Genomic DNA, 26,653 nt, shown 5'->3' with positions numbered 1-26,653 from the left:
GGTTAATCCTTGGTGACGCGGTTGACTTCCTCGAGACTCGTCACGCCTTGAATGGCTTTCAAGAGGCCTGACGTGCGCAGGTCGTTGAAGCCATCTTTTCGCATCTGAGCCGCGATATCGATGGAGTTGCCTTCCTCCATGATAATGCGTTGCAGGGCCGGGGTGTTTTTAACCACTTCATAAATACCCACCCTTCCCTTGTAGCCGCCTTTGCAGCTATCGCAACCGACGGGGCCATAGAGTTTGAAGGTGCCGATTTTTTCTTCCGGAAAGCCTTCCTTGAGGAGTGTGTCGCGTGGGACCTCCACTTCCTTCTTGCATACACCGCACAGCTTGCGCGCGAGGCGCTGGGCGATGATCAGGTTGACTGCCGTAGCAATGTTAAAGGCTGGAACCCCCATGTTGCGCAAACGCGTCAGTGTTTCGGCAGCACTGTTGGTGTGGAGGGTTGACATCACCATATGGCCGGTTTGTGCAGCCTTGATCGCGATTTCCGCCGTCTCTAGGTCTCGGATCTCACCCACCATGATCACGTCGGGGTCCTGGCGGAGGAAGGCACGAAGGGCTTGCGAGAAGTCCATGCCCTGTCGTGGGTTTACGTTGACTTGGTTGATACCTTCCAGGTTGATTTCGACGGGGTCTTCGGCTGTCGAGATGTTGATGTCGACTGTGTTGAGAATGTTCAGGCCGGTATAGAGAGACACGGTTTTACCGGATCCAGTTGGGCCGGTCACCAGAATCATGCCTTGTGGTTGCTTCAAGGCATTGAGGTAGAGCTCTTTCTGCGACTCCTCATACCCCAGTGCGTCGATGCCCATCTGGGCGCTGGAGGGGTCCAGGATTCGCATAACGATCTTCTCACCCCACAGCGTGGGCAAGGTGTTGACGCGAAAGTCGATGGCCTTGGTTTTGGATATCTTCATCTTGATCCGGCCGTCCTGCGGTTTGCGACGCTCGGAGATATCCAGGGACGCCATCACCTTGAGGCGTGCGGAGATGCGACTGGCCAACTGAATCGGCGGCCGGGCGACTTCATGCAGTACGCCATCGGTACGGAAACGGACGCGGTAAGCCTTCTCATAAGGCTCGAAGTGCAGGTCGGACGAGCCGCCCTTGATGGCGTCCAGCAGCATCTTGTTGACGAACCGCACGACGGGCGCATCGTCAGCTTCAGCGCCTGTTCCCTTGTCATCCTTGTCTTCGTCGACACTTTCGATGTCCACGCCATCGAGGTCGACATCGCCGAGGTCCTCCATACCGCTATTTGCAGAGTCGAAGAATTTCTCAATGGCTTCGCCGAGTTTGTCGTCTTCCACCAGGATGGCTTCGGTGGTGAGACCGGTACTGAATTGCACATCGGTAACAGCTTGATGGTTGGTCGGATCCGAGACGCCGATAAAAAGTTTATTGCCTCTGCGCCATAGAGGAAGGACACGGTGCTGGCGGATCAGCTTTTCGCTGATCAGATCCTTAGGTTGCGACTCCTTGTCAACAGCACTCAGATCAAGGAACGCAACGCCGAACTGTTCAGCCGCAATTTCTGCTAACGGGCGGCTCTTGACCAGCTTGTTCTGGACGATGTACGTCACCAGCGACATCTTGTTGCGCAGGGCCTGCTGCTGAGCCTGTTGGGCATTTTTCTCGTCGAGCAGGTTGGCAATCACAATCTGGCGAGCCAGGCCGGTGAGGGAAATTGAGTCACTCATCAAGCATCGTCCGTTTGGCAAGTGTGAAGGGCTTCAGAATCATACAAGCATAAACAAACAAGGCACCCGAAGGTGCCTTGTTTGAACTGATCAATGATCAGTTGCAGCCGCGGGGACGGAAATCTACCGGAGCGGTGGAGGCGCAGGTCCAGGTACCATCTGTATTACGTTGGAGAGTATGAACCGCAGAAGGGCTGCGAAGAATCGGGCTGGCTTGGCCGTTGAAGGTGAAGGTCAGGGTGCCGGAGCCGTCATCCTCGAAGTCGGCAGCAATGCTACCCAGGGGGCTGGCGCTAATGCTGGTGCCCAGAAGGCCGAGGCTGGATACCGAGGCGCCCGCCAGGCCACGCGCAAAGCCGTCCTCGACAGCGGTTTTCAGCGGAGCAATGGCCTGCAGGCCGGTATTGGCTTCGGCACGAGCGATGTAGTTGCGGTAGGCCGGGATGGCGATGGCAGCCAGGATGCCGATGATGGCGACAACGATCATCAGTTCGATCAGGGTGAAGCCTTTTTGAGCTTTCATTCGTGTTTCTCCGAGGTAGATGTTTACGACTGCGTTGGCAGCTGACATGCTCTCAAGCAAGAGTCTTGCCAACTTTTTGTGTCGCACTCTGTAGGGCGGTGCCGGGAGGAGGTGGGGTAAAAGCTGACAAAAAACGTCAATGAGTTGCCAAGAATGCCTAGGCCAAACGTTCTGCGAGTTTTCTCCTTTGTTCTGGTGATGCTTGCGATCTCCTTCAGCAATCCGCTTCACCTTTTCCCTTTGCTCAACTACATCGAAGAACTCATCGCTGCATGCTCCGTTGTGGCCGGAGCGGCTTGGCTGATGTGGTGTCATCGTGAGTACCGGTTCTCCCTGGGTTCCGCCCTGTGGCTCGCCTTGGGTGGACTGTTTCTGGCCTCTGCATTGATTCAGCCAGCCACTTTCGCATCTGGGAAGCTTGCCTACCTTCTCTATTGGTTCATTGGGGCGCTGGCTTTGATCGTGGGCGAGCAACTGGATTGGTCCGATTGGCGTACTGCTGATCGGCTGGCCTGGGTGTTGTTTGTTTGTGCAGTGTTCGGAGCTGTCATGGGGGGGCTCCGGCATTTCGGTCTTCTGTGGAGTGGATTCGACGCTTTGGTGCCCAAGGTTCAGTCGGAGCGAATGATTGGCCTCATCGGGCAGAGTAACTACTTCGGATTTCTCTGTCTGATGGGGGGGCTGTCCGGAGCATGGCTGTACCATCGGCGTGCCATCAATACGCTTGCTCTGGCCGTTGGTATGGTGCTCTGTATCTGTGGACTTCTGATGTCCGGATCAAGGTCAGCCTTGTTGGGGTGGTTTTGCCTTGTGGTTCTTTTGTGGTTGAGAGGGCAGGCGCGGGGGCGGTACTGCATCGTGCTGACTTGTGGCCTGCTTTCTACGCTTGTGCTGATGCCGGCTATGCCTGGGCTGCTCCAGTGGTTGGCTCAGTTTGTACCGGAAGGAGTTCTGGATGGCCGTATGCAGGCCATCGGGCAGCGCGGAATCGACAGTCCGGCGCGACTGACGGAATGGAAAATCGCATTTGACGTCTGGAAGGAAAATCCTTGGTTTGGCGTCGGGATTGGCAACTACTCGCATGCTGCATTTACAGAGCATGTCGCTGAGGGTGTAAGTTCAGGTGCTGGTCTGTTCACGCACAGTCATAACGTGTTTTTGCAGTTGCTGGTTGAGTTGGGTGTGCTGGGTGGTATTTGGTGTCTGGCGTTTGGTGCGTTCTTCTGCTTTTCGGCCTGGCGCGCCCTGAAATGGGAACAGAACCTACTGCCGATTTCGGTTCTTCTGATATTTGCAATCTATAGCCTCTTCGAGTTTCCTCTTTGGATAATGACCTTCCTGGTTCTCAACCTTCTGCTGATGGGAAGTCTGCCTAGTCCGGGAGTAACGTTGAAGCTACGTCTGAGCAAGCTTTTTTCCGCCGTTCTTGGCTTTGTGCTGTTTGTGATGGTTGCCGTTTATGTGCCTTTGGTAGAGCGGTTTTATTGGTCATTCATCCAGTATCTCGTTCGCGCGCCAGTGAAGATTGAGGAGTACAACTTCATGAGTGCCATGATGAAAGACCCTTTGATGGAGTCGACGGGCTACATCGTTTATTTTGCCAATTTTCAGGTTTCTAAAAAGACAGCGATCCAGGAGCGGGAAGTTCTAGAAAGATTTCAGCGCTATGTGCCATACCCTCCGCTTATGGCCCGACTGGCTATTCTGCAAGTTGCTACTGGGGATGTAGATGCAGGAAAGAGAACTGTGCAAGACAGTCGGGTGTATTATGGAAGCTCAGGTATTGAAGCTTTCATGTACAACTCGCTTGATGAAGCGAAAGCAGCCTTCCCTGAAGTGGATTTCTCTGTTCTCTTCCAAAAATGAGCAAGTTGCCTGCTTTGCGTCTGAATGCTAAATTCCGCCCCGCCGCCGGGATAGCTCAGTAGGTAGAGCAGCGCACTCGTAACGCGAAGGTCGCAGGTTCGATTCCTGTTTCCGGCACCAGCTCAACAAAAAGCCCCGCGATCGCGGGGCTTTTTGCTTTCTGGCGGTTGGCCCTTAGAGGCTGAGCCGCATGGACAGGTCCACCGCCCGGACATCCTTGGTCAGGGTGCCGATGGAGATGTAGTCGACTCCCGTCTCGGCGATGGTGCGCAGGGTGGTGTCGTTGATGCCGCCGGAGGCTTCCAGCTTGGCGCGGCCGGCGGTCAGGGTGACGGCGGTGCGCATGTCGTCGAGGCTCAGCTCGTCCAGCATGATGATGTCGGCACCGGCATCCAGCGCCTGTTGCAGTTCGTCCAGGTTTTCCACCTCCACTTCAACCGGCTTGCCGGGGGCGATGTGGTGGGCGGCGTTGATGGCCTGGGTGATTCCGCCGCAGGCGGCGATGTGGTTTTCCTTGATCAGGAACGCGTCGTACAGGCCGATCCGATGGTTATGCCCGCCGCCGCAGGTGACGGCGTACTTCTGCGCAAGGCGCAGGCCGGGCAGGGTCTTGCGGGTATCCAGCAGCTTCACCGAGGTGCCTTTCACCAGCTCCACATAGTGAGCGACGCGGGTGGCGACGCCGGAGAGGCATTGGAGGAAGTTCAGCGCACTGCGCTCACCACTGAGCAGTGCCCGCGCCGGGCCTTCCAGGTGGAAGAGGGGCTGGTTGGGCTGGACGCGATCACCGTCCGCCACCTGCCAGTGCACGGCCACGCGAGGGTCGAGTTGGCGGAATACCGCGTCGACCCACGCGGTCCCAGCAATCACAGCGGCTTCGCGGGTGATCACCGTGGCATGGGCGAGGCGTTCCTCGGGGATGAGCTGGGCGGTGATGTCGCCGCTGCCGATGTCCTCGGTCAGTGCGCGCCGTACGTTGGCTTCGATTTCCGCGCTCAGGTCGGCAAGGGTCAGGTTGGGCATGGGAGGCTCCGCTGCGAGATGGCGCGATTATAGAGGCCGGCGGACCGCCGGTGCAGCGGCGGTGGTAACGGTCGCTGGCTTTCTGCTAGATATTCAGAACGGCACCGGCTGTCAGCCGCGTGCCTACAAGGGTTGGGTTCTGTGTGACATGCGTCATAACTGCAGGAAGTGTCCCCTTGGTTGCGGAACGAGTATCCCTATAATGAGTCTGAATTTCTCTATTTGACGCCAGAGGCTTGACGTTGAAGTGATCCTTCAACGTAGCTGAGCAGTCCGAATCCCCTGTCCCAGGTGGTCGGCTGCGGGAGACTCGCTATGCAGACCGACGCGAACGTGGTGCCTCTCAAGGGCGCCTCCGAGCAAACGCCAACTTCGCCGGTAGGAAGGCTGCCCGTGGCACTCATCCAGGTGCGCGACAAGGCTGCACAACAGCTCAAGCAAGCGCTGCAGGCGCTGTTCGACAACGCGGACGACACCCTCTTCCAGATGGCCGACCGCGCGACCAGCAACGCCGAGCAGAATGCATTCTTCGAAGCCATGCGCGACCTGCGCCTCAAGCGCAAGAGCATCGAGCGTGGCTTCCTGCAAAAGGTCTTCGAGACTTTCTCCAACCTCAACCAGTACGAGATCGGCCGCGCGCCGCAGCTCGACGCGGTGTCGTTCGAGAGCCTGAGCCTGGTCCAGAACGACGACCTCGAAGAGTCCGTCGCCCAGGACACCATGGTGTCCAAGGTGATGAGCCGTGACGCTGTGGCCCTCGGCCACCTCACCACCCGCATCAATACCCTCGTCAGCAAGAAGATCGACGACCGTACCAACCCGCTCGGCCCGCGCGCCCTGTGCGAGGCCTTCCTCGACGCCTGCCGCAGCCTGGGCGTGGAGATCAAGGTCAAGCTGATCATCTTCAAGCTGTTCGACAAGTACGTGCTGACTGAACTGGACCAGCTCTACGCGGAAGCCAACCAGTTGCTGATCACCGCCGGCGTGCTGCCGGAGCTGAAGTCTGCGCCCCCGGCCCGCCGTCCCCAAGGCCGCGCCCCGGGCACTGCGCGTTCCGCCGTTGCTGGCGGGGATGCCGCCGGTGTCGTCGCCGACATGGCCAGCGAAGAGGTCCAGGAAGTCTTCGGCGCCCTGCAGGCCCTGCTCTCCGAAGTGCGTGGCAGCGGGCTGCCCCGCCGTGAGGTGCCGGCCGATGCCGTGCCCATCACCAGCAACGACCTCATGCGCCTGCTGTCGCACCTGCAGCAGCACCTGTCCGTACAGAAAGTGGACGACATCGACGTCCGCTTCCAGCTGGACAGCCTGCTCACCCGCGCCAGCGCCAAGAGCGGCCGTTCCCGTGTAGTCGGTCAGGTGGATGACGACGTCATCAACCTGGTGTCGATGCTCTTCGAATTCATCCTCGACGACCGCTCCCTGCCGGATTCGCTCAAGGCCCTCATCGGCCGCCTGCAGATCCCGATGCTCAAGGTCGCCGTGCTGGACAAGACCTTCTTCAGCCGCGGCAGCCACCCAGCGCGCCGCCTGCTCAACGAGATCGCCTCGGCCGCCATGGGCTGGAGCGAGCAGGACGACCTCCAGCGCGACGTGCTCTACCAGCGCATCGAACAGGTGGTGCTGCGCCTGCTGAACGATTTCGTCGACGATCCGGGCATCTTCTCCGACCTGCTGTCCGACTTCCTCGCCTATACCGGCGACGAGCGCCGCCGCAGCGAGTTGCTGGAACAGCGCACCCGTGACGCCGAAGAAGGCCGCGCCAAGGCCGAGCTGGCTCGCCAGCAGGTGGAGCAGGCCCTCAACGAGCGCCTGCTGGGCCGTACCCTGCCCGAAGTGGTGGTGCGCCTGCTGCAGGAAGCCTGGAGCAAGGTGATGCTGCTCACCTGCCTCAAGCACGGTGCCGAGTCCGAAGAGTGGCGCGCCACCCTGGCCACCATGGACGACCTGATCTGGAGCGTGGAGCCCCACGAGGCGCCCGAGGCCCGCATGCGCCTGCTGGAACTGGTGCCCGGCCTGCTCAAGTCGCTGCGCGAAGGGCTGACCAGCGCCGCCTTCGACCCGTTCTCCACCAGCGAATTCTTCAGCCAGCTGGAATCCCTGCATGTCCAGGCCTTCCAGCGCTTCAAACGCCCCGAGCCGGAGCCGGTGGTGGCCGACGTCGCCGAACCCGATGCGCCGATAGCCGCAGATGCCGCCCTGGTCGTGGACCTGCCCGAACTGGAGCTGGAAGCCGCTGCAGAAGCGCCGGCCATGGTCGAGGTGGTGGAAGAGATCATCCTGCTGGCGCCCGGCGAAAGCCGCGCGCCCGAGCCGGAAGCCTCGCTGCCCGAGGGCGACGAGGCCCTGGACCAGGTGGACAACCTGCGTGTCGGCAGTTGGGTCGAGTTCCAGGAAGACGAGGACCACAAGGTCCGCTGCAAGCTGGCGGCGATCATCAAGCCCACCGGCAAGTACATCTTCGTCAACCGCACCGGCATGAAGGTGCTGGAGAAGACCCGCATGGGCCTGGCCGTGGAGTTCCGCCGTGGCGCCATCCGCCTGCTGGACGACGCCCTGCTGTTCGACCGGGCCCTGGAATCGGTGATCGGCAACCTGCGCAAGCTCAAGGGCGCCTGATCCAGGCGCTTCACCCAGGACGCCCGGCCCCGGCCGGGCGTCTGCGTTTCCGGGCCTTGGCCCGGGCAGCAGGCTGCTCTAGAGTGTCGGCGGATCAAGGAGCCGCCATGCAACCGGACATCGCCACCGGCTGGTGTGAAGACGCCCGCCACTGCCCCTCGCCCAACTTCAATGCCCGTCCGCACGGGGAGATCTCCCTGCTGGTCATTCACAACATCAGCCTGCCCCCGGGCCAGTTCGGCACTGGCAAGGTGGTGGAGTTCTTCCAGAACCGCCTGGACGCCGACGAGCATCCCTACTTCGCCGGCATCGCCGACATGCAGGTGTCCGCACACTTCCTCATCGAGCGCGACGGCCGGGTGACCCAGTTCGTCTCCTGCCTCGACCGCGCCTGGCACGCCGGCAAGTCCTCTTTCGAAGGTCGCGAGAACTGCAACGACTTTTCCCTGGGCATCGAACTGGAGGGCACCGACGACCTGCCCTACAGCGATGCCCAGTACGACGCCCTGGGCCGCCTGGCCCGTGGTTTGCTACGTGCCTACCCCGCCATAACCCCCGAGCGGGTCTGCGGCCACAGCGACATCGCCCCCGTGCGCAAGACAGACCCAGGGCCCGCTTTCGACTGGGCGCGGTTGCGCGCCAGCCTGCTGCATAAGGAGATGACCCCATGAGCTTCCTGGTACTGCTGCTGGTGCTGTGGATCGAGAAACTCTCCAACTGGCGCCAGCGCCTGCAACGGGACAGTGCCTGGCTGCGGCAGCTGGATGGCGCCGCCGCCAGCCGCCCCCTGGCGGGGCGGCCCTGGCTGGCGCTGGGGATCTGGGTGGTGCTGCCGCTGGTGGCGCTGGCCCTGCTGCTGACCCTGCTGCAGCCCCTGGCCTATGGCTGGCTGGCCCTGCCGGTGCACCTGCTGGTGGTGGTCTTCGCCCTTGGCCGTGGCGATGTCCAGGCCGACCTCGGCTCCTTCCGCGACGCCTGGCGCCGGGGCGATACCCAGGGTGCCCTGCATGTCGCCGAGCGCGATCTGGGCCTGCGGGTGGAGGAGGGCGACGACCTGCTGATGCGGGTGCAGGAGTATCTGGTCTGGCAGGCCTACCAGAGCTTCTTCGCGGTGATCTTCTGGTACTTCCTGCTGGGCCCGGTGGCGGCCCTGGCCTACCGCCTGCTGGCCCTGGCCGAGGAGCGCGCCGCGTCCCCCGCCATCCGCGAGCAGGCCCGCCAGGTGCGGCATGCCTTCGACTGGGTACCGGTGCGGGTGCTGGCGGCCAGCTTCTCCCTGGTGGGCAACTTCGTCGCCGTCAGCCGCGTGCTGCTGCACGAGTTGCTCAACTGGGAGATGTCCGCCGAGCGTTTCGTGGTGATCGCCGGGCGTGCTGCCGGCGAGCTGCCCGAGTCCAGCGCGGGCGAGGAGGGCGTGGCCAGCCTGGACGCCCTGTGGCACCTGCTGGTCCGTTCCGCCGTGCTCTGGTACGCGGGTTTCGCCCTGTGGACGCTGTTCTTCTGACGGCGCCTTTCGCGTTGATCTGTAGCCGTTCTTAACCTTAAGTTACAGAAACCCTCGCCGATATCAGGTACACAGGGCCTGCGTCGAGTGAGGGTCTTTTGTGATATCCGTCACTTTTATCGCCGGGCATAGGACGCCCTGATCGGTCTGCCGCAGGTCGGGCGATAGGGGACGGCATGCTGTCACCGTGCCATCCTGATTCCGTCCAAGACGCCGCATAACAATAAATAAGCAAGCCAGGAGACGTCGTGTGAAGACTCTGCTGTATCCGGCCATCGCGCTGATGAATCGCCTCAGCTTCGGCATGAAGTTCAGTCTGATCAGCGTGCTTTTCTTCCTGCCGATGATCGTCACCAACTACTTCCTCGTTCGCGAGTCCTACGAGCAGTTCGTCAGCACCCGCAACGAACTGCAGAGTCTGGACCTGCTGCACGCCAGCCAGGGCCTGCGGCGCAACCTGGAAAGCCTCAACGACCTGGTGCTGATCAACTCCCTGATCGGCCAGTCCGGCCAGGCGGGCGACCTCGACAGCCGCGTCACCCGCGTGGAACAGGACGTGCTCGCGGCCCTCAAGGCGCTTCAGCCGGTCACCACCGACGCCGAGCAGGTCACCGAGTTCAACACCAAGCGCGACGAAATGCTCAACGCCCTCCAGGCCGCGCAGAAGGAAACCTCCCTGCAGAGCAAGAGCGCGATGATCGAGAAGCTCCTCGGCAATGCCCAGGTCTTCATCAAGCTGGTCGCCAGCCAGGCCGGCCTCAGCCAGGACAGCCAGCGCGATGTGCGCCAGGTGGCCGAGCTGATCACCAGCGTCACCCCCGATGTCACCGCCGGCATCAGCCAGGGGCGTGCCATCGGTTCCTATTCCCTGGGCCAGGGCTTCCTCAACTCCGCCGCCAGCACCAAGCTCGACGACCTGCTGCTGGACCTGGAGAAGCTCGGCAGCGAGTACGGCCTCAAGCTGCAGGACGCCCTCAGCGGCAACCCGCGCGCCCAGGCCGCCCTCAGCCAGCAGGCCGATGCCAGCCGTGCCACCCTCAAGGAGGCCGCCACCCTCTTCGAGGACCAGGTGATCATGGCCGATACCCTCGACACGCCTTGGGCCACCTTCTACGACCAGGTCAGCGCGCTGATGGACAAGACCTACGCGCTGAACGACGCCGCCCTGGAGTTCCTGCGCAGCGACCTGGACAAGCGCCTCGGCGAGAAGCGTGTCCAGACCATCCTGCTGGTGGTGGCGCTGGTGGGTGTCTTCCTCGCCATCGTCTACCTCTACAGCGGTTTCTACGTCTCCACCCGCACCACCCTCAAGCGCCTGGGCAAGGTGCTCGACCAGGTGGCCGCTGGCGACATGACCGTCAGCTTCCAGGCCGAAAGCCGCGACGAACTGGGCGAGCTGGGGCAGGTGTTCAACGGCACCGTGGCCAAGATCCATGACCTGATCCAGCTGGTCGGGCAGACCGTCTCGGAGGTCGAGCGCCAGGCCGGCCGCGTCCAGCAGGTGTCCGAGGAGAGCAACCTCGCCGTCGCCGGGCAGCGCAGCCAGATCGAGCAGGTCGCCACCGCCATGAACCAGATGTCCGCCACCGCCCAGGAAGTGGCGCGCAGCGCGGCGGCCGCCGTCGGCAGCGCCCACAGCGTCAACGAAGAGACCGTCAATGGCCGCAGCCTGGTGGAATCCCAGCTGGGCAGCATCGAACGCCTGGCCCACGAGATCGAGCAGTCGGTGAATGTCATCAACCAGCTGGCGTCCGACAGCGCCTCCATCAGCCGGGTGCTGGAAGTGATCAAGGGCATCGCCGAGCAGACCAACCTGCTGGCCCTCAACGCCGCCATCGAAGCCGCCCGTGCCGGCGAGCAGGGGCGCGGCTTTGCCGTGGTGGCCGACGAGGTGCGCACCCTCGCCAAGCGCACCCAGCAGTCCACCGAGGAGATCGAACAGATGATCGCCCGCCTGCAGGGCGGTGTCGGCGCGGCCGTGAAGGCGATGAACACCAGCCACCAGATGGCCGGCGGCACCGTCAACCAGTCCGGCCGCGTGCAGCAGGCGCTGGAGAACATCCTTGGCGCCGTGGGGATGATCGTCGACCAGAACCAGCAGATCGCCGCGGCTGCCGAGCAGCAGACCGCCGTCGCCCACGACATCGACCAGAACATCGTCGAGATCAACAGCGCCGGCGAACGCACCGCCCAAGGGGCCAGCCAGACCGAACAGGCCAGCCGTCAGCTGTCCGACCTGGTCGCGCAGCTCAAGCAGCTGATCGGCGCGTTCCGCGTCTGATCGTTAGCCGCAAGCAAAAGCCCGCCAATCGGCGGGCTTTTCGTTTGTTGGCCTAGGGGATAGGTCGTAGCCCGGGCTTCAGCCCGGGAACGGCGCCCAGCCGAACAGCTCGCAGGCATTCCGGCTGCTGGCCGCCGCCAGGGCATCCGGCGTCAGCCCCACCAGTTCGGCGAGGTTGGCGCAGATGGCCGGCAGGTATTCCGGGCTGTTGCGCTGGTGCGGATGCATGGCGGGCGCCATGTCCGGCGCATCGGTCTCCAGCACGATGGCGTCCAGGGGCAGGCGCGGCACCACCTTACGCAGGCGGTTGGCCTGGGGCCAGGTGGGGGCGCCGCCCAAGCCCAGGCGGAAGCCCAGCTTCAGGTATTCGCGGGCTTCCTCGTAGCTGCCGGCGAAGGCGTGGACGATGCCGCCCCGGGCAGGGCGGATGCGCTTGAGGGTTGCAATCACCGCCGCGTGGCTGCGGCGCACGTGCAGCAGGGCTGGCAGTTGCAGGTCGACGGCCAACGCCAGCTGCGCCTCGAACAGCGCCTGCTGGGCGTCGCGGTCGAGTTCGGGGAGGAAGTAGTCGAGGCCGATCTCGCCCACCGCACACAGCTTCGGGTGGCCGGCCAGGGCTTCCAGGCGCTGGCGCAGGGCCGCCAGGTGCTCGGGGCGGTGGTCGGCGAGGTAGATGGGGTGAAGGCCGAAGGCGGCGTACAGGTCCGGTTCGGTCTCGGCCAGGTGCCAGATGCGCGCCCAGTTGGCCTCGAACACCCCCATCAACACCTGACGCTCCACACCCAGCGCACGGGCGCGCTGCAGCACGGCCGGGCGGTCGGCATCGAACTCGGGGAAGTCCAGGTGGGTGTGGGTATCGATCAGCATGGCGGTCGGCTGCCTGGGGGCTGGCTGTCAGCCTAGCCCAGAGGCGCCGCCAGCGGGCGGCGCCTCCGTGCCGAGGGGGCGAGTCAGTGGTGTTCGCGGGTGGCGCGGAATTTCACGTCCGGCCAGCGTTCTTCCATCAGGCTGAGGTTCACGCGGGTAGGCGCCAGGTAGGTGAGGTGGCCGCCGCCGTCCACGGCGAGGTTCTCGAAGGCCTTGTCCTGGAACTCCTTGAGCTTCTTCTCGTCCTTGCACTCGATCCATCGTGCGGACCAGACGTTGATCGCCTCGTAGGCGCACTCGACCTTGTATTCCTCCTTCAGGCGGCTGGCGACCACGTCGAACTGCAGCACGCCGACGGCGCCAAGGATGATGTCGTTGTTGCGCTCGGGGAAGAACACCTGGGTGGCGCCTTCCTCGGCCAGCTCCTGCAGGCCCTGGCGCAGCTGCTTGGACTTCAGCGGGTCCTTCAGGCGCACGCGGCGGAACAGCTCCGGGGCGAAGTGCGGGATGCCGGTGAAGCCCAGGGCCTCGCCTTCGGTGAAGGTGTCGCCGATCTGGATGGTGCCGTGGTTGTGCAGGCCGATGATGTCGCCGGCGAAGGCCTCTTCCAGCTGCTCGCGCTCGCTGGAGAAGAAGGTCAGCGCGTCGGCGATCTTCACGTCCTTGCCCAGGCGCACGTGGCGCATCTTCATGCCCTTCTCGTACTTGCCCGAGCAGATGCGCATGAAGGCGATGCGGTCGCGGTGTTTCGGGTCCATGTTCGCCTGGATCTTGAACACGAAGCCGGAGAACTTCTCTTCGGTGGGTTCGACGTTGCGCTCGTGGGTGGCGCGGGGCAGCGGCTTGGGTGCCCAGTCGACGATGCAGTCGAGCACCTGGTCGACACCGAAGTTGCCCAGCGCGGTGCCGAAGAACACCGGGGTCATCTCGCCCTTGAGGAAGGCGTCCTTCTCGAAGACGTGGCAGGCGCCCTGCACCAGCTCCAGCTCTTCGAGGAAGTTGTCGTAGAGGTCGCCCAGGTGCGCGCGGGCCTCGTCGGAGTCCAGCTTCTCGATGACCTTGGTCTCGATGCGCTCATGACCGTGGCCCGGCACGTAGACGATGATCTTGTCCTCGGCCAGGTGGTACACGCCCTTGAAGTCCTTGTAGCAGCCGATCGGCCAGGTGATGGGCGCGGCCTTGATCTTCAGCACCGCCTCGATCTCGTCGAGCAGCTCGATGGGGTCGCGGATGTCGCGGTCCAGCTTGTTGATGAAGCTGACGATGGGCGTGTCGCGCAGGCGGCAGACTTCCATCAGCGCGATGGTGCGCGGCTCGACGCCCTTGCCGCCGTCGAGGACCATCAGCGCCGAGTCCACCGCGGTCAGGGTGCGGTAGGTGTCTTCGGAGAAGTCTTCGTGGCCGGGAGTGTCGAGCAGGTTGATCATGTGCTCGCGGTAGGGGAACTGCATCACCGAGGTGGTGATGGAGATGCCGCGCTGCTTCTCCATCTCCATCCAGTCGGAGGTGGCGTGACGGTCGGACTTTCGCGACTTCACGGTGCCGGCGACGGCAATCGCCTTGCCCATCAGCAGCAGCTTCTCGGTGATGGTGGTCTTACCGGCGTCCGGGTGGGAAATGATGGCGAAGGTGCGGCGTTTGGCGACTTCGGCGGCCTGGATGGTCATGGGTGCTTGCCTGGCTAGAAACGAGGGCGGGCAGGGAGCCCGGAAAAGCGCGGGATTATAGCGGATCGCCGGCTTCAGTAGAGGCCGGCGATCCGGTGTGCAGGGCTAGTGTTCGCCTTGCTCGCCGCGTGGCGCCTGGCCGGGGTAGATCCAGCGCACCAGCGAGCCGATCGACAGGCCCTGTACCAGGATCGACACCAGCACCACGATGTAGGTCAGGGTCAGCAGCAGGTCGCGCTCCTCGCCCGGCGGCAGCGACAGCGCCAGGGCCACCGACACACCGCCGCGCAGGCCGCACCAGGTGAGGATGCGGATCGCGCCACGGGGCACCTGGCGACGGCCCAGGGCCTTCTGCCGCAGCAGGACGATGGCCGGTGCCAGGGTCAGCAGGCGCGACAGCTGCACCGACGCGCCCAGGGCCATGGCCGCCGCCACGTGCAGCCAGCTCAGCGGCAGCAACAGCAGCTCCAGGCCGATCAGCGCGAACAGCAGGGCGTTGAGGATCTCGTCGATCAGCTCCCAGAACTTGTCCAGGTAGCGGCGGGTCTCGTCCGACATGGCCAGGGTGCGGCCGTGGTTGCCGATGATCAGGCCCGCCACCACCATCGCCAGCGGCGCCGACACGTGCAGGTGGTTGGCCAGCGCCGCGCCACCGATCACCAGCGCCAGGGTCAGCATCACCTCCACCTGGTACTGGTCGATGCTGCGCATCATCAGGAACACCCCATAGCCCAGGGCCGCGCCGAACAGCACGCCGCCCACTGCCTCGTGCAGGAACATCCCGGCCACGCCGGCCACCGTGGGCGCCTCGCCCAGGTTCAGCACGCTCAGCAGGATGGCGAACACCACCACCGCCGTACCGTCGTTGAACAGCGACTCGCCGACGATGGTGGTCGCCAGCGGCTTCGGCGCCCCGGCCGACTTGAGGATGCCCAGCACCGCGATGGGGTCGGTGGGGGAGATCAGCGCACCGAACAGCAGGCAATAGATGAAGTCCACGTGCCAGCCGAATAGCCCGAAGCTGTAGTACGCCAGCAGCGCCACCGCGAGGGTGGACACCAGCACCCCGGCGGTGGCCAGCAGGCCGATGGGCCACTTGTAGCTGTGCAGGTCGCGCAGGTCCACGTGCAGCGCACCGGCGAACAGCAGCGCGGGGAGGAACCAGGTCATCAGCACCGAGGAGAAGTCGATGCGCCGCAGCAGCTCGCGGGACTCCTCGTGGAGGATCGGGTAGCCCAGCTCGGACAGGCCGATTGCGATGGCCGAGAACAGCAGCGCCGTGGCCATGATGCCGATGGTCGGCGGCAGCCGGGTGAAGCGGTAGTTGAGGTAGGTGATGAAGGTGGTGAAGACGATGAAGCTGGCGGCGAGATCGAGCATGCGACTCCTTCGTGTGGGCCTGTCCATGGGGGAAGTCGGGAAGGATACGGAACGCGTTCCGCCAGGCCAACGCAAAATCCGTGAAGGGGCTCAAGAACGCGGTTTTGTGCAGCATTCCGGACGCTTCGTTGAGGATAAAAAACAATCAACCACGCAAGCGACAATCGGATGCGAAACGGCGGCATTTTCTGGTTGCCATGTAGGACATGCAGTCCTAAAGTGCGCGCCCGAACGTCCATGCTGGAAACGATCCATCCGGCTCAAGTACTGACGACGAGAGGTTACCGGCGCCCTTGCCCGGTACCGGTGATGCTCGGCGACATGCCTTGGGAAGTAGGCGAACCAAAGTGGGGAAACTGTCAGGCGTTCGCGGTTTCGTATGTCACGAAACCACTCCACCTTTTCAGAACCGTTCAGCCATTTGGAGTCCCTAGCATGTCGATCAAGGTCGAAGACTATTTCGCACCCGCCACTTTCCAGCGCATGAAGGCCTTTGCCGATCAGCACGAGACCCCCTTCGTGGTGATCGACAAGCAGACCATCGCCGACTCCTACGACCAGCTGGTCAGCTGCTTCCCCTTCGCCAAGATCTACTACGCGGTGAAGGCCAACCCGGCCACCGAAATCACCGAGCTGCTGCGCGAGAAGGGCTCCAACTTCGACATCGCCTCCATCTATGAGCTGGACAAGGTGATGAAGACCGGCGTCGGCCCGGAGCGCATCAGCTACGGCAACACCATCAAGAAAGCCCGCGACATCCGCTACTTCTACGAGAAGGGCGTGCGCCTGTTCGCCACCGACTCCGAGGCCGACCTGCGCAACATCGCCAAGGCCGCCCCCGGCGCCAAGGTCTACGTGCGCATCCTCACCGAGGGTTCCACCTCCGCCGACTGGCCGCTGTCGCGCAAGTTCGGCTGCAACCCGGACATGGCACTGGACCTGCTGATCCTCGCCAAGCAACTGGGCCTGGACCCCTATGGCGTGTCCTTCCACGTCGGCAGCCAGCAGCGCGACATCGACGTCTGGGACGCCGCCATCGCCAAGGTCAAGGTGATCTTCGAACGCCTGAAGGAAGAGGACGGCATCACCCTGAAGATGATCAACATGGGCGGCGGCTTCCCGGCCAACTACATCCAGCGCACCAACAGCCTGGAGACCTATGCGGAGGAGATCACCCGCTTCCTCAAGGAAGACTTCGGCGACGAACTGCCGGAGATCATCCTCGAGCCGGGCCGCTCCCTGATCGCCAACGCCGGCATCCTCGTCAGCGAAGTGGTGCTGGTGGCGCGCAAGTCCCGCACCGCCGTCGAGCGCTGGGTCTACACCGACGTGGGCAAGTTCTCCGGCCTGATCGAAACCATGGACGAATCCATCAAGTTCCCCATCTGGACCGAGAAGAAAGGCGAAATGGAGGAAGTGGTGATCGCCGGCCCCACCTGCGACAGCGCCGACATCATGTACGAGAACTACAAGTACGGCCTGCCGCTGAACCTGGCCAGCGGTGATCGCCTCTACTGGCTCTCCACCGGTGCCTACACCACCAGCTACAGTGCGGTGGAATTCAACGGCTTCCCGCCGCTGAAGTCCTACTACCTGTAAGGGCTTCACCCTGGCAAAGCCCGCCTTCACGGCGGGCTTTGTCGTTTTCGTGTAGGTGGAATCCGTTTGCCGCAAGGGCATTTCCCAAGCGTGCTTTAACGGATGTTCATGAGAATCCTTATCAAATAGGTTGCCTCCCCTCACCACCGGGAGGACCTTCCATGAAACGCCTTGCCCTGCGCCCGCAACCGGGCCCACGCACCCTGCTCGCCGTCGGCATCGGCCTGGCCGCCGGCCCCCTCGTCGCCGCCGAGCCACCGCGCAGCAATGCCAGCCTGGAACTGGAGACGCTGCACGTCGAAGAGCGGCGCAGCGACGGCTACCGCACCGAGCGCTCCGCCTCGGCGAAGAACGCCGTGCCCCTGCTCGACACCCCCCAGACCATCACCGTGGTGCCCGCCGAGGTGATGCGCGACCAGCAGGCCCTGAGCCTGCGCGAGGTGCTCTCCAACGTCTCCGGCATCACCTTCAACGCCGGGGAGGGCGGTGGCGGCTCGGGGGACAACCTCAACATCCGTGGCTTCTCCGCCAGCACCAACCTGCAGATCGACGGCCTGCGCGACAGCGCCCAGAACAACCGCACCGACACCTTCAACATCGAGCAGGTGGAGGTCATCAAGGGCCCCAACTCGGTGTTCGGCGGCGCCGGCACCACCGGCGGCAGCGTCAACCAGATCAGCAAGCAGCCGGGCTTCGAAGCCTTCAGCCGGCTCGGCCTGGGCCTGGGCAGCGACCACTACCGGCGCCTCACCCTGGACACCAACCAGCCCCTGCAGGAGCTGGGCAGCGGCAGCGCCTTCCGCCTCAACCTCATGGCCCACGACGACGAGATCCCCGGCCGCAAGCGCCTGGAACGCGAGCGCTGGGGCATCGCCCCCTCGCTGCTGCTGGGCCTGGGCGAGGACACCAGCCTGACGCTGAGCTACTTCCACCAGCGCGACGACAACGACCCGGACTACGGGGTCCCGGCCTTCGACGGCAAACGCGTGGCCGGGGTCAAGCGCAACGCCTACTTCGGCTGGCGCAACCTCGACCGCGAGCGCATCGACAGCGACGCCTTCACCGTGCGCCTGGAGCACCGCTTCAATGACCAGCTGAGCCTGCAGAACCTCACCCGCTACAGCGAGGTGGAGCGCGACACGGTGATCTCCGCCGCCCACATCAACCTCGACCGCCGCCGCGGTAGTGGTGCGCCGGGCCCCGTCCTCGCCCCCGGCCAGTACCTGCCCGCCGGCCCCCAGGCCTACGGCCGCGACGTCACCAGCCGCATGTGGATCAACCAGACCAACCTCACCGCCGAGTTCGACACCCTCGGCATCGGCCACACCCTGGTGACCGGCGCGGAGTTCTCCCGCGAGACCTACCACCGCACCACCTATGACTACGGCCTGAAGTTCCCCGACGAGGGCTACCCTCTGGCTGATCCGCCCGGCTACTGGAGCGGGCCGGCCCAGCGAAGCAACTCCGGCTACCTAGCCACCCGCCTGTACGACCGCGCCCTGTACGCCTTCGACACCCTGGCCCTGACCCCGCAGTGGGACCTCAACCTCGGCCTGCGCTACGACTGGCTCGACGGCGACGCCCGCAACAACAGCCTCACCAAAGGCACCTGGGTGGCCACCGACAACCGCTCCAGCGACGAGCACCTCAGCGGCCGCGCCGGGCTGGTCTACAAACCGGTGGAGAACGGGCGCTTCTACCTGGCCTACGGCACCTCCTTCAACCCCAGTGCGGAGAACATCGCCACCAGCGGCGCCGGCCTCAGCGCCGCCACCGAGAAGCTGGACCCGGAGAAGAACCGCACCTGGGAGCTGGGCACCAAGTGGGAACTGCTGGAGCGGCGTCTGCAGCTGGACGCCGCGCTGTTCCGCGTCGAGAAGCTCAACGCCCGCACCCAGCTCACCGACGGCACCACCATCCTCGCCGGCAACCAACGTGTGCAGGGGCTGGAGCTGGGGCTGACCGGCGAACTCAACGAGCGCTGGAAGGTGTTCAGCACCTTCACCTTCATGGACAGCGAGACCCTCAAGGCTGTCAACGAGCGCGTCGGCGTTTCGGCCAAGGGTCAGGCCCTGGCCAACACCCCGCCGCAGTCGTTCAACCTCTGGTCCACCTACGACTTCGACGGTGGCTGGCGCGTCGGCTACGGTGCGCGCTACGTCAGCCAGCGCAACCTCACCGCCAGCGACGACGGCGTCAAGCTCGCTGCCTACTGGGTCCACAGCGCCATGCTCGGCTACCGGGTCAGCGACTCCTTCGACCTGCAGCTGAACCTGGACAACCTGTTCGACCGCCAGTACGTCGAGCGCGTCCGCACCCAGCTCGGCACCCAGCAGGGCACAGGCAGCACCGGCGCCCGCTCCTCCGCCATCGAGTACGGCGACGCCCGCGCCGCCACCCTCAACGCCACCCTGTCGTTCTGACGGCCCCGCCGCGCCTGCGGGCGCGGCGCTTTGTCCCGGTTCCTTGGCTGCCGGCAGGCGAGTAAGATGAGCGCCTCATTTGCGAACGCTTATCAGCAGCCTTTGTTCGGCCCGGGAGGGTAGCCCGCGTGATGTTCCATATCCCCGACGTCCTCACCGCCGACGAAGTGCGCCAGTGCCGCGAAGCCCTGGAGCGCGCCGCCTGGGTGGACGGACGCAGCACCGCCGGGCACATGGCCGTGCGCAGCAAGGACAACCAGCAACTGGCCCCGGACGACCCCCTCGCGCAGCAGATCGGCGACTTCATCGTCGACCGCCTCGGCAGCCACCCGCAGTTCATCGCCGCCGCCCTGCCACTCAAGGTGCTGCCGCCACGCTTCAACCGCTACAGCGGCGGCGGCACCTACGGCAACCACATCGACAACGCCATCTTCAACGTCCCCGGCACCCACCACCGGGTGCGCAGCGACCTGTCCGCCACCCTGTTCTTCTGCGACCCGGACGACTACGAGGGCGGCGAACTGGTGGTGGAAGACACCTACGGCAGCCACCGGGTCAAGCTGCCCGCCGGCCACCTGGTGCTCTACCCCGGCAGCAGCCTGCACCGCGTCGAACCGGTCACCCGTGGCGCGCGGCTGGCCGCCTTCTTCTGGATCCAGAGCCTGGTGCGCGAGGACAACCAGCGCGCCATGCTGCTGGAGCTGGACGGTGCCATCCAGCAGCTCGGCCAGAGCGTGCCCGAGCACCCTGCGCTGGTGCAGCTCTCCGGCGTCTACCACAACCTGTTGCGGCACTGGTCGACCACCTGAGACCTGAGGAACGCCCCATGAGCCTGCCGCCGTTGCCGCGGATTCCCGCCGAAATCGCCGCCGTCGGCGACTACGAGGCCTTCGCCCGTGAACGCATGAGCCCCGCCGCCTGGGCCTACCTCAGCGGCGGCGCGGCGGACGAGCAGACCCTGGCCGACAACCTCGCCGCGTTCCGCCGCGTGCGCCTGCTTAACCGCGTGCTGGAAGACCTGGGCAGCGGCGACACCCGCGTGCAGCTCGGCGACCTGACGCTGGACTACCCCATCCTGCTCGCCCCGGTGGCCTTCCAGCGCCTGGCCCACCCGGACGGCGAACTGGCCAGCGCCCTCGGCGCCTCGGCCATGGGCGCCGCCCTGGTGGTCAGCACCCAGGCCAGCGTCAGCCTCGAAGCCATCGCCCAGGCCGCCCAGGCGCCCCTCTGGTTCCAGCTCTACATCCAGCCGGACCGCGACTTCACCCGCGAGCTGGTGCGGCGCGCCGAAGCCGCCGGCTACCGCGGCCTGATGGTCACCGTGGACGCCCCGGTGAACGGCCTGCGCAACCGCGAGCAGCGCGCCGGCTTCCAACTGCCCGAGGGCATCGAGGCGGTGAACCTGCGGGGGATGTGCACATTGCCCCCCAGCGTGGCCCAGCCCGGCGCCAGCCCGCTGTTCGGCAGCGCCCTGCTGCAGCATGCGCCCACCTGGCGTGACCTGGAATGGCTGCAATCCCTGACGCACCTGCCGGTGTGGGTGAAGGGCGTGATGAACCCCCTCGATGCCGTGCGCGCGGTGGAGCAGGGCGTGGCCGGCATCGTCGTGTCCAACCATGGCGGACGCACCCTCGACGGCCTGCCGGCGACGCTGGACGTACTGCCGGCCATCGCCGACGCCGTATCCGGGCGCGTGCCGCTGATCCTCGACGGCGGCGTGCGGCGCGGCAGCGACGTGTTCAAGGCCCTGGCCTTGGGCGCCCGTGCGGTCATGGTGGGGCGCCCCTACGTCCAGGCCCTGGCCACGGCCGGGGCATCCGGCGTCGCCCACGTGCTGCACCTGCTGCGCACCGAGCTGGAGGTGACCATGGCACTCACCGGCTGCACCCACCTGGCCGCCATCGACCCTTCGCGGCTCTGGCCAAATCCCTGACATTCGCACGGCACCGTTGCCCGTTCATGGCTGGACGCCCCAGGCGGATCGGCGTGGAACGCGCACGTTCGATTCTTCTTGTGCCGGTTTTTAGCAATGTTCGATGCTTGATTCTCTCTGTAGGGTTTTTCCGAGTTTTGTAAAGATTGTGTAAAGATGAGTGGGTAAATATTTACTGATAAACATTCGCAAATAGAATCGCGCCCCATCTTCACTGGGGAGTGATTCTTATGAGCAACAAGAACGGCCTGCCGCAACGCGCACTGCTGGCTTCCGCCATCGGCCTGGTTTCCGCCTCGGCCAGCGGCCTCGCCCTGGCGGCGGACTCGAACAAACTCGAACTCGGCACCGTCAACGTCGACGGCAAGGCCGAGAAGACCTACAAGGTCACCGAGTCGGCCTCCGCCAAGTACACCGCACCGCTGCTGGACACCCCGCAGACCGTTACCGTCGTCCCCAAGGAGATCATCCAGGAGCAGCAGGCCCTGAGCCTGCGCCAGGTGCTCTCCAACGTTTCCGGCATCACCTTCAACGCCGGCGAGGGCGGTGGCGGCTCCGGTGACAGCATCAACATCCGTGGCTTCTCCGCCAACAGCAACATCCAGATCGACGGCCTGCGCGACAGCGCCCAGACCAGCCGCACCGACACCTTCAACATCGAGCAGGTCGAGGTCATCAAGGGCCCGAACTCGGTGTTCGGCGGCGCCGGCACCACCGGCGGCAGCATCAACCTCATCAGCAAGCAGCCCATGGGCCGCGCCTTCACCCGCATCGGCGCGGGTCTGGGCACCGACAACTACCACCGCCTGACCCTGGACACCAACCAGCCGCTGGAAGAGGTCGGCACCGACAGCGCCTTCCGCCTGAACCTGATGGCCCACGAGAACGACGTCCCCGGCCGCGACCAGATCGACCGCGAGCGCTGGGGTGTCGCCCCGTCCCTGCGCCTGGGCTTCAGCGACGCCACCCGCCTGACCCTCAGCGCCTTCCACCAGACCGACGACAACCTGCCCGACTACGGCGTACCGGCCCTGGACGGCAAGAAGCTGGCCGGCGTCGACCGCAACGACTACTTCGGCTGGAAGAATCTGGACAAGGAAGAAATCGAGCAGAACGCGTTCACCGCCAACCTCGAACACGACTTCAACGAAAACCTGCGCCTGCAGAACCTGACCCGCTACAGCCGCGTGGACCGCGACACCGTGGTGTCCGCCTCCCACGTCAACCTGACTGGCGTACCCGCCGGCAACTACAAGCCCGCCGGCCCGCAGGCCTACGGCCGCGACGCCACCACCGAGCTGTGGATCAACCAGACCAACCTGCGCATCAGTGCCGACACAGGCGGCCTGCACCACGAGATCGTCACCGGCGCGGAAATCTCCCGCGAGGAGTACGCACTCAAGACCTACAACCACGGCCTGGGCACCGCTGCTGCTCCGTATCCGAACACCGGCTTCGGCGTTTCCAACCCGCCCGGCTACTGGAGCGGTCCGGTCGCCAAGGCCACCACCGGCTACACCGAGAACACGCTGGACAACAAGGCGGTGTACGTCTTCGACACCATCGCCCTGAACGAGCAGTGGGACCTGAACATGGGCCTGCGCTACGACTGGTTCGACGGCAAGAGCAAGACCTTCTCCGGCGCCAAGGCGCAGACCGGCAGCTTCTCCTCCAACGACAAGAAGCTCAGCAGCCGTGCCGGCCTGGTCTACAAACCGGTGGAGAACGGCCGCTTCTACGTTGCCTGGGGCAACTCCTTCAACCCGAGTGCCGAGAGCATCGCCTCCAGCGGTGGCGGCCTGAGCGCCCTGACCGAGAACCTGGACCCGGAGAAGAACGAGACCTGGGAGCTGGGCACCAAGTGGGAACTGCTGGCCGGCCGCCTCGAACTGGACGGCGCGCTGTTCCGCGTCGACAAGACCAACGCCCGCGAAACCATGGCCGACGGCTCCACCCAACTGGCCGGCAAGCAGCGCGTGCAGGGTGTCGAACTGGGCGTGACCGGCCACATCAGCGAGCGCTGGGACGTCTTCGCCAACTACACCTTCCTCGACAGCGAGACCCTCAAGGCCGCCGACACCGCCGCCGGCATCGCCCGTGAAGGCCAGGCGCTGGGCAACACCCCGCCGCGTTCGCTGAACCTGTGGACCACCTACGAGCTGCCTGCCGGCTGGACCCTGGGCTACGGCGCCCGCTACGTCAGCGAGCGCAACGTCAGCTCCAGCACCACCGCCAAGCTGGATGCCTACTGGGTGCACAACGCCATGCTCGGCTACAAGGTCAACGAGAACCTCGACCTGCAGCTGAACGTCAACAACCTGTTCGACAAGGACTACGTGGAGCGCGTGCGCCAGCAGAACGGCACCAACGCCCGCTCGTCCGCCATCGAATACGGCGACGCCCGCTCGGCGATTCTCTCCGCCACCTACTCGTTCTGATGGTGATTGGTCGTGAGCCGCGTCCTAGAGCGGCTCGCGGCCTGGCTGTAAATAAAAGGTAAAACTTCGGAATCGCGATCTAATGCGTCAGGTTCTCAAATAGAATCGCCGCGATCCGGCATGGTTGCCGTTCCGATCCAGCGATACGGCGGGCCGCCCGGCCCGCTCCCGAGGACTGACACGTGTTCAAGAAGATCCTGTTCCAGCTGCACTGGCTGCTCGGCATCAGTGCGGGCCTGGTGCTGTCCCTCATGGGCGTCACCGGAGCGGCCTACAGCTTCCAGGAGGAGATCCTCGAGCTGTTCAACCGCGACACCCTCCAGGTGGAGGTGCGCGAGGGCGGTGTGTTGCCCCCCGCCGAGCTGGTCAGCCGCATCGAAGCCGCTGCAGGCAAGACGGTCGCCGGCCTCTGGGTGCGTACCGAAGGCAGCGAGGCCGCACGGGTCTTCTTCACCCCGCCACCGGGCGAACGCCGTGGGCCCATGCGCTGGTTCGACCCCTACACCGGCGAGCTGCTGGGCGAACCCGCAGGTGAGGCCTTCTTCGGCCTGATGCTGCAACTGCACCGCTTCCTCGCCATGGGCGAGACCGGCAAGCAGATCACCGCCGCCAGCACCCTGGCCCTCATCTTCTTCTGCCTCTCCGGCCTCTATCTGCGCTGGCCGCGCCAGGCCGCGAGCTGGCGCGCCTGGCTGACCCTGGACTGGTCGCGCAAGGGCCGCAGCTTCAACTGGGACCTGCACGCCGTGGCCGGCACCTGGTGCCTGCTGCTGTACCTCCTGGCCGCGCTGACCGGCCTGTTCTGGTCCTACGAGTGGTACCGCGAAGGCCTCAACCGCCTGCTGGCCGATGCCCCCGCCGGGGAGCAGGGCAAGCCGGGCGAGCGCCGGGGCGAAGGCCGTGGCCGCCCCGGCGGCATGCAGGCCCCCGCCGGCCCGCCGCTGGTGGTGGACTACGACGCCGTGTGGGCGAGCATCCGCGACGCCGCCGGCCCGGAGCTGAGCGCCTACAACCTGCGCCTGCCCCCGGTGGGCGGCCAGCCGGCCACCGTCTTCTTCCTGCTCAAGGACGCCGCCCACCCGCGTGCCCTCAACCAGATCACCCTCGACCCGGCCACCGGCGCCGTCAGCCGGGTGGAGCGCTACACCGAGAAGAGCTTCAAAGCCCAGTTGCTCACCAGCGTCTATGCCCTGCACGTGGGCGAGTACTTCGGCCTGCCGGGGCGCATCCTGATGATGCTGGCGAGCCTGGCCATGCCCCTGTTCTTCATCACCGGCTGGCTGCTCTACCTCGACCGCCGCCGCAAGAAGCGCGCGGTACGGGCCGCCCGTGGCGACCTGGGCGGGCAGGGCGGGGCCGACGCCTGGCTGGTGGGGTTCGCCAGCCAGAGCGGCTTCGCCGAACAACTGGCCTGGCAGACCGCCGGCCAACTGCAGGCCGCCGGCGTGCCGGTGCGCGTGCAGTCCCTGGGCGAGCTGGATGCCGGGCAACTGGCCCAGGCCCGCAATGCCCTGTTCGTGGTCAGCACCTTCGGTGACGGCGAGGCCCCCGACAGCGCCCGTGGCTTCGAGCGCCGCGTGCTCGGCCAGGCTTCAGCCCTGGGCGAGCTGCGTTACGCCGTGCTGGCCCTGGGGGATCGCCAGTACCAGCACTTCTGCGGCTTCGCCCACCGCCTGCAGGACTGGCTCGCCAACCAGGGCGCACTGACCCTGTTCGACACCGTCGAGGTGGACAACGGCGACGGCCAGGCCATCCAGGCCTGGCAGCGGCACCTGGCGACGCTCTCCGGCAGCGACGTGGTGCCCACCTGGGAAGAGGCGCCCTTCGAGACCTGGACCCTGAGCGCCCGCGAGCACCTCAACCCCGGCAGCCAGGGCGCCTCCGCCTGGCGCCTGAGCCTGAGCGCACCGACAGGGGCTGCGGCCCAGTGGGACGCGGGCGACCTGGTGGACATCCTGCCCTGCCAGGGCGAGCCGGTGGTGGCTGCCTGGCTGGCTCGCCATGGCCTGGACGGCGAAGCGGCGGTGCAGCTCGACGGCCGCACCCTGCCGCTGCGCCAGGCACTGGAAGGGCGCGTGCTGCCGGACAGCTTCGAACACCTGGTCGGGCTGCACGCCCAGGCCCTGGTGGATGCCCTGGTACCGCTCGCCCAGCGCCAGTACTCCATCGCCTCGTTGCCGGCCAACGGCACCCTGGAGCTGATCGTGCGCCAGGAAAGCCGCGCCGACGGCGCCCTCGGCATCGCCTCTGGCTGGCTCACCCACTACCTGCCGGTGGGCGCCCGGGTGCCGCTGCGCCTGCGCCGCAACGCCCGCTTCCACCTGGCCGAAGCCGACACGCCGGCCATATTCATCGGCAACGGCACCGGCCTGGCCGGCCTGCGCAGCCTGCTGCAGGCCTCCATCCGCGCGGGCCGTCGCCGTAACTGGCTGCTGTTCGGCGAGCGCAACCAGGCCCACGACTTCTACTGCCGCGAAGAGATCGAAGGCTGGCTCGCGCGGGGTGAACTGGAGCGCCTGGACCTGGCCTTCTCCCGTGACCAGGCACAGAAGGTCTACGTGCAGGACCGCCTGCGCGAGGCCGCCGACGAGGTGCGCGCCTGGGTCGAAGCGGGTGCCGTGTTCTACATCTGCGGCAGCCTGGAGGGCATGGCCGGCGGCGTGGATGCCGTGCTGCGCGAGGTCCTCGGCGACGAGGGCCTGGAGCGCCTGGCCAGCGAAGGGCGCTATCGCCGCGACGTGTACTGATCGCCAGGCCGGTTCCGCTGCCCGTGCCCGGGCAGCGGAACCCCGGGCTGAAGTCCGGGCTACGGCGCTCTGCTGTGGATAAC

General features: G+C 65.2%; 17 protein-coding genes, 1 tRNA gene and 1 pseudogene. 13 read left to right on the top strand and 6 right to left on the bottom strand.

The features are described from left to right. Positions 1–2 precede the first annotated feature (2 nt). Positions 3–1,706: a type IV-A pilus assembly ATPase PilB gene (gene pilB, locus FBY21_RS14750; protein WP_142011970.1), complete on the bottom strand. Its 1,704-nt coding sequence runs from the start codon at positions 1,704–1,706 to the stop codon at positions 3–5. 97 nt (positions 1,707–1,803) lie between these two features. Then, a complete protein-coding gene (locus FBY21_RS14745; RefSeq protein ID WP_142011968.1) occupies positions 1,804–2,229 on the bottom strand; it encodes a pilin in 426 nt (141 codons plus the stop codon). Positions 2,230–2,382: 153 nt separating this feature from the next. Between FBY21_RS14745 and FBY21_RS14740 the strand changes: the two genes are divergently transcribed. Both FBY21_RS14740 and FBY21_RS14735 read left to right on the top strand, forming a co-directional pair. Further along, the gene (locus tag FBY21_RS14740; protein WP_142011966.1) at positions 2,383–4,095 is read left to right on the top strand and encodes a PglL family O-oligosaccharyltransferase; all 1,713 of its coding nucleotides are present in this window, start codon (positions 2,383–2,385) and stop codon (positions 4,093–4,095) included. Positions 4,096–4,139: 44 nt separating this feature from the next. Beyond that, a tRNA-Thr gene (locus FBY21_RS14735) sits at positions 4,140–4,215 on the top strand. Positions 4,216–4,269: 54 nt separating this feature from the next. On the opposite strand, the gene nadC is transcribed toward FBY21_RS14735, so the two are convergent. Beyond that, positions 4,270–5,118, bottom strand: coding sequence for a carboxylating nicotinate-nucleotide diphosphorylase (gene nadC / locus FBY21_RS14730; RefSeq protein ID WP_142011963.1), 849 nt, complete (start codon positions 5,116–5,118; stop codon positions 4,270–4,272). Between the two features lie 315 nt (positions 5,119–5,433). Between nadC and FBY21_RS14725 the strand changes: the two genes are divergently transcribed. The 5 genes and pseudogenes from FBY21_RS14725 to FBY21_RS30295 all read left to right on the top strand — a co-directional run bounded on the left by FBY21_RS14725 (position 5,434) and on the right by FBY21_RS30295 (position 11,516). Then, a complete protein-coding gene (locus FBY21_RS14725; protein WP_142011960.1) occupies positions 5,434–7,731 on the top strand; it encodes a DUF1631 domain-containing protein in 2,298 nt (765 codons plus the stop codon). A gap of 107 nt (positions 7,732–7,838) precedes the next feature. After that, positions 7,839–8,402, top strand: a complete 564-nt coding sequence (gene ampD, locus FBY21_RS14720; protein ID WP_074971659.1) for a 1,6-anhydro-N-acetylmuramyl-L-alanine amidase AmpD — start codon at positions 7,839–7,841, stop codon at positions 8,400–8,402. After that, on the top strand, positions 8,399–9,235 hold the full coding sequence (ampE, locus tag FBY21_RS14715; RefSeq protein ID WP_142011958.1) for a regulatory signaling modulator protein AmpE: 837 nt from the start codon (positions 8,399–8,401) through the stop codon (positions 9,233–9,235). Before ampD ends, ampE begins: the two co-directional genes overlap by 4 nt. 283 nt (positions 9,236–9,518) lie before the next feature. Beyond that, positions 9,519–10,658 (top strand): annotated as a pseudogene (locus FBY21_RS30300) (HAMP domain-containing protein); the annotation flags it as partial. Positions 10,659–10,802: 144 nt separating this feature from the next. Next, positions 10,803–11,516, top strand: coding sequence for a methyl-accepting chemotaxis protein (locus FBY21_RS30295; protein ID WP_373874392.1), 714 nt, complete (start codon positions 10,803–10,805; stop codon positions 11,514–11,516). A gap of 78 nt (positions 11,517–11,594) precedes the next feature. On the opposite strand, the gene FBY21_RS14705 is transcribed toward FBY21_RS30295, so the two are convergent. From FBY21_RS14705 to FBY21_RS14695, 3 genes are all read right to left on the bottom strand, one after another. Then, entirely contained in the window at positions 11,595–12,383 is a 789-nt protein-coding gene (locus tag FBY21_RS14705; protein WP_142011952.1) for a TatD family hydrolase, read from the bottom strand. Between the two features lie 83 nt (positions 12,384–12,466). Beyond that, positions 12,467–14,050, bottom strand: a complete 1,584-nt coding sequence (locus tag FBY21_RS14700) for a peptide chain release factor 3 (protein WP_142011949.1) — start codon at positions 14,048–14,050, stop codon at positions 12,467–12,469. Between the two features lie 105 nt (positions 14,051–14,155). Further along, positions 14,156–15,430, bottom strand: a complete 1,275-nt coding sequence (locus FBY21_RS14695; protein ID WP_044406899.1) for a cation:proton antiporter — start codon at positions 15,428–15,430, stop codon at positions 14,156–14,158. 435 nt (positions 15,431–15,865) lie between these two features. Here FBY21_RS14695 and FBY21_RS14690 point away from each other — a divergent pair, with 435 nt between their 5' ends. The 6 genes from FBY21_RS14690 to FBY21_RS14665 all read left to right on the top strand — a co-directional run bounded on the left by FBY21_RS14690 (position 15,866) and on the right by FBY21_RS14665 (position 26,570). Then, the gene (locus tag FBY21_RS14690; protein WP_069559804.1) at positions 15,866–17,029 is read left to right on the top strand and encodes a type III PLP-dependent enzyme; all 1,164 of its coding nucleotides are present in this window, start codon (positions 15,866–15,868) and stop codon (positions 17,027–17,029) included. A 161-nt stretch (positions 17,030–17,190) separates the two neighbouring features. Beyond that, on the top strand, positions 17,191–19,452 hold the full coding sequence (locus FBY21_RS14685; RefSeq protein ID WP_142011947.1) for a TonB-dependent receptor: 2,262 nt from the start codon (positions 17,191–17,193) through the stop codon (positions 19,450–19,452). Positions 19,453–19,580: 128 nt separating this feature from the next. Next, complete coding sequence (locus FBY21_RS14680) at positions 19,581–20,261, top strand: Fe2+-dependent dioxygenase (RefSeq protein WP_142011945.1); 681 nt, start codon at positions 19,581–19,583, stop codon at positions 20,259–20,261. Positions 20,262–20,278: 17 nt separating this feature from the next. Then, positions 20,279–21,385: an alpha-hydroxy acid oxidase gene (locus tag FBY21_RS14675; protein ID WP_142011943.1), complete on the top strand. Its 1,107-nt coding sequence runs from the start codon at positions 20,279–20,281 to the stop codon at positions 21,383–21,385. A gap of 230 nt (positions 21,386–21,615) precedes the next feature. Next, positions 21,616–23,823, top strand: a complete 2,208-nt coding sequence (locus FBY21_RS14670) for a TonB-dependent receptor (protein WP_142011941.1) — start codon at positions 21,616–21,618, stop codon at positions 23,821–23,823. A gap of 182 nt (positions 23,824–24,005) precedes the next feature. Next, entirely contained in the window at positions 24,006–26,570 is a 2,565-nt protein-coding gene (locus tag FBY21_RS14665) for a PepSY domain-containing protein (RefSeq protein WP_142011939.1), read from the top strand. The last annotated feature ends 83 nt before the right edge of the window (positions 26,571–26,653 follow it).

The sequence above is a fragment of the Pseudomonas sp. SLBN-26 genome, assembly GCF_006715895.1.
Lineage (GTDB): Bacteria > Pseudomonadota > Gammaproteobacteria > Pseudomonadales > Pseudomonadaceae > Metapseudomonas > Metapseudomonas otitidis.
This window is presented reverse-complemented; position numbering and strand designations above follow the sequence as displayed.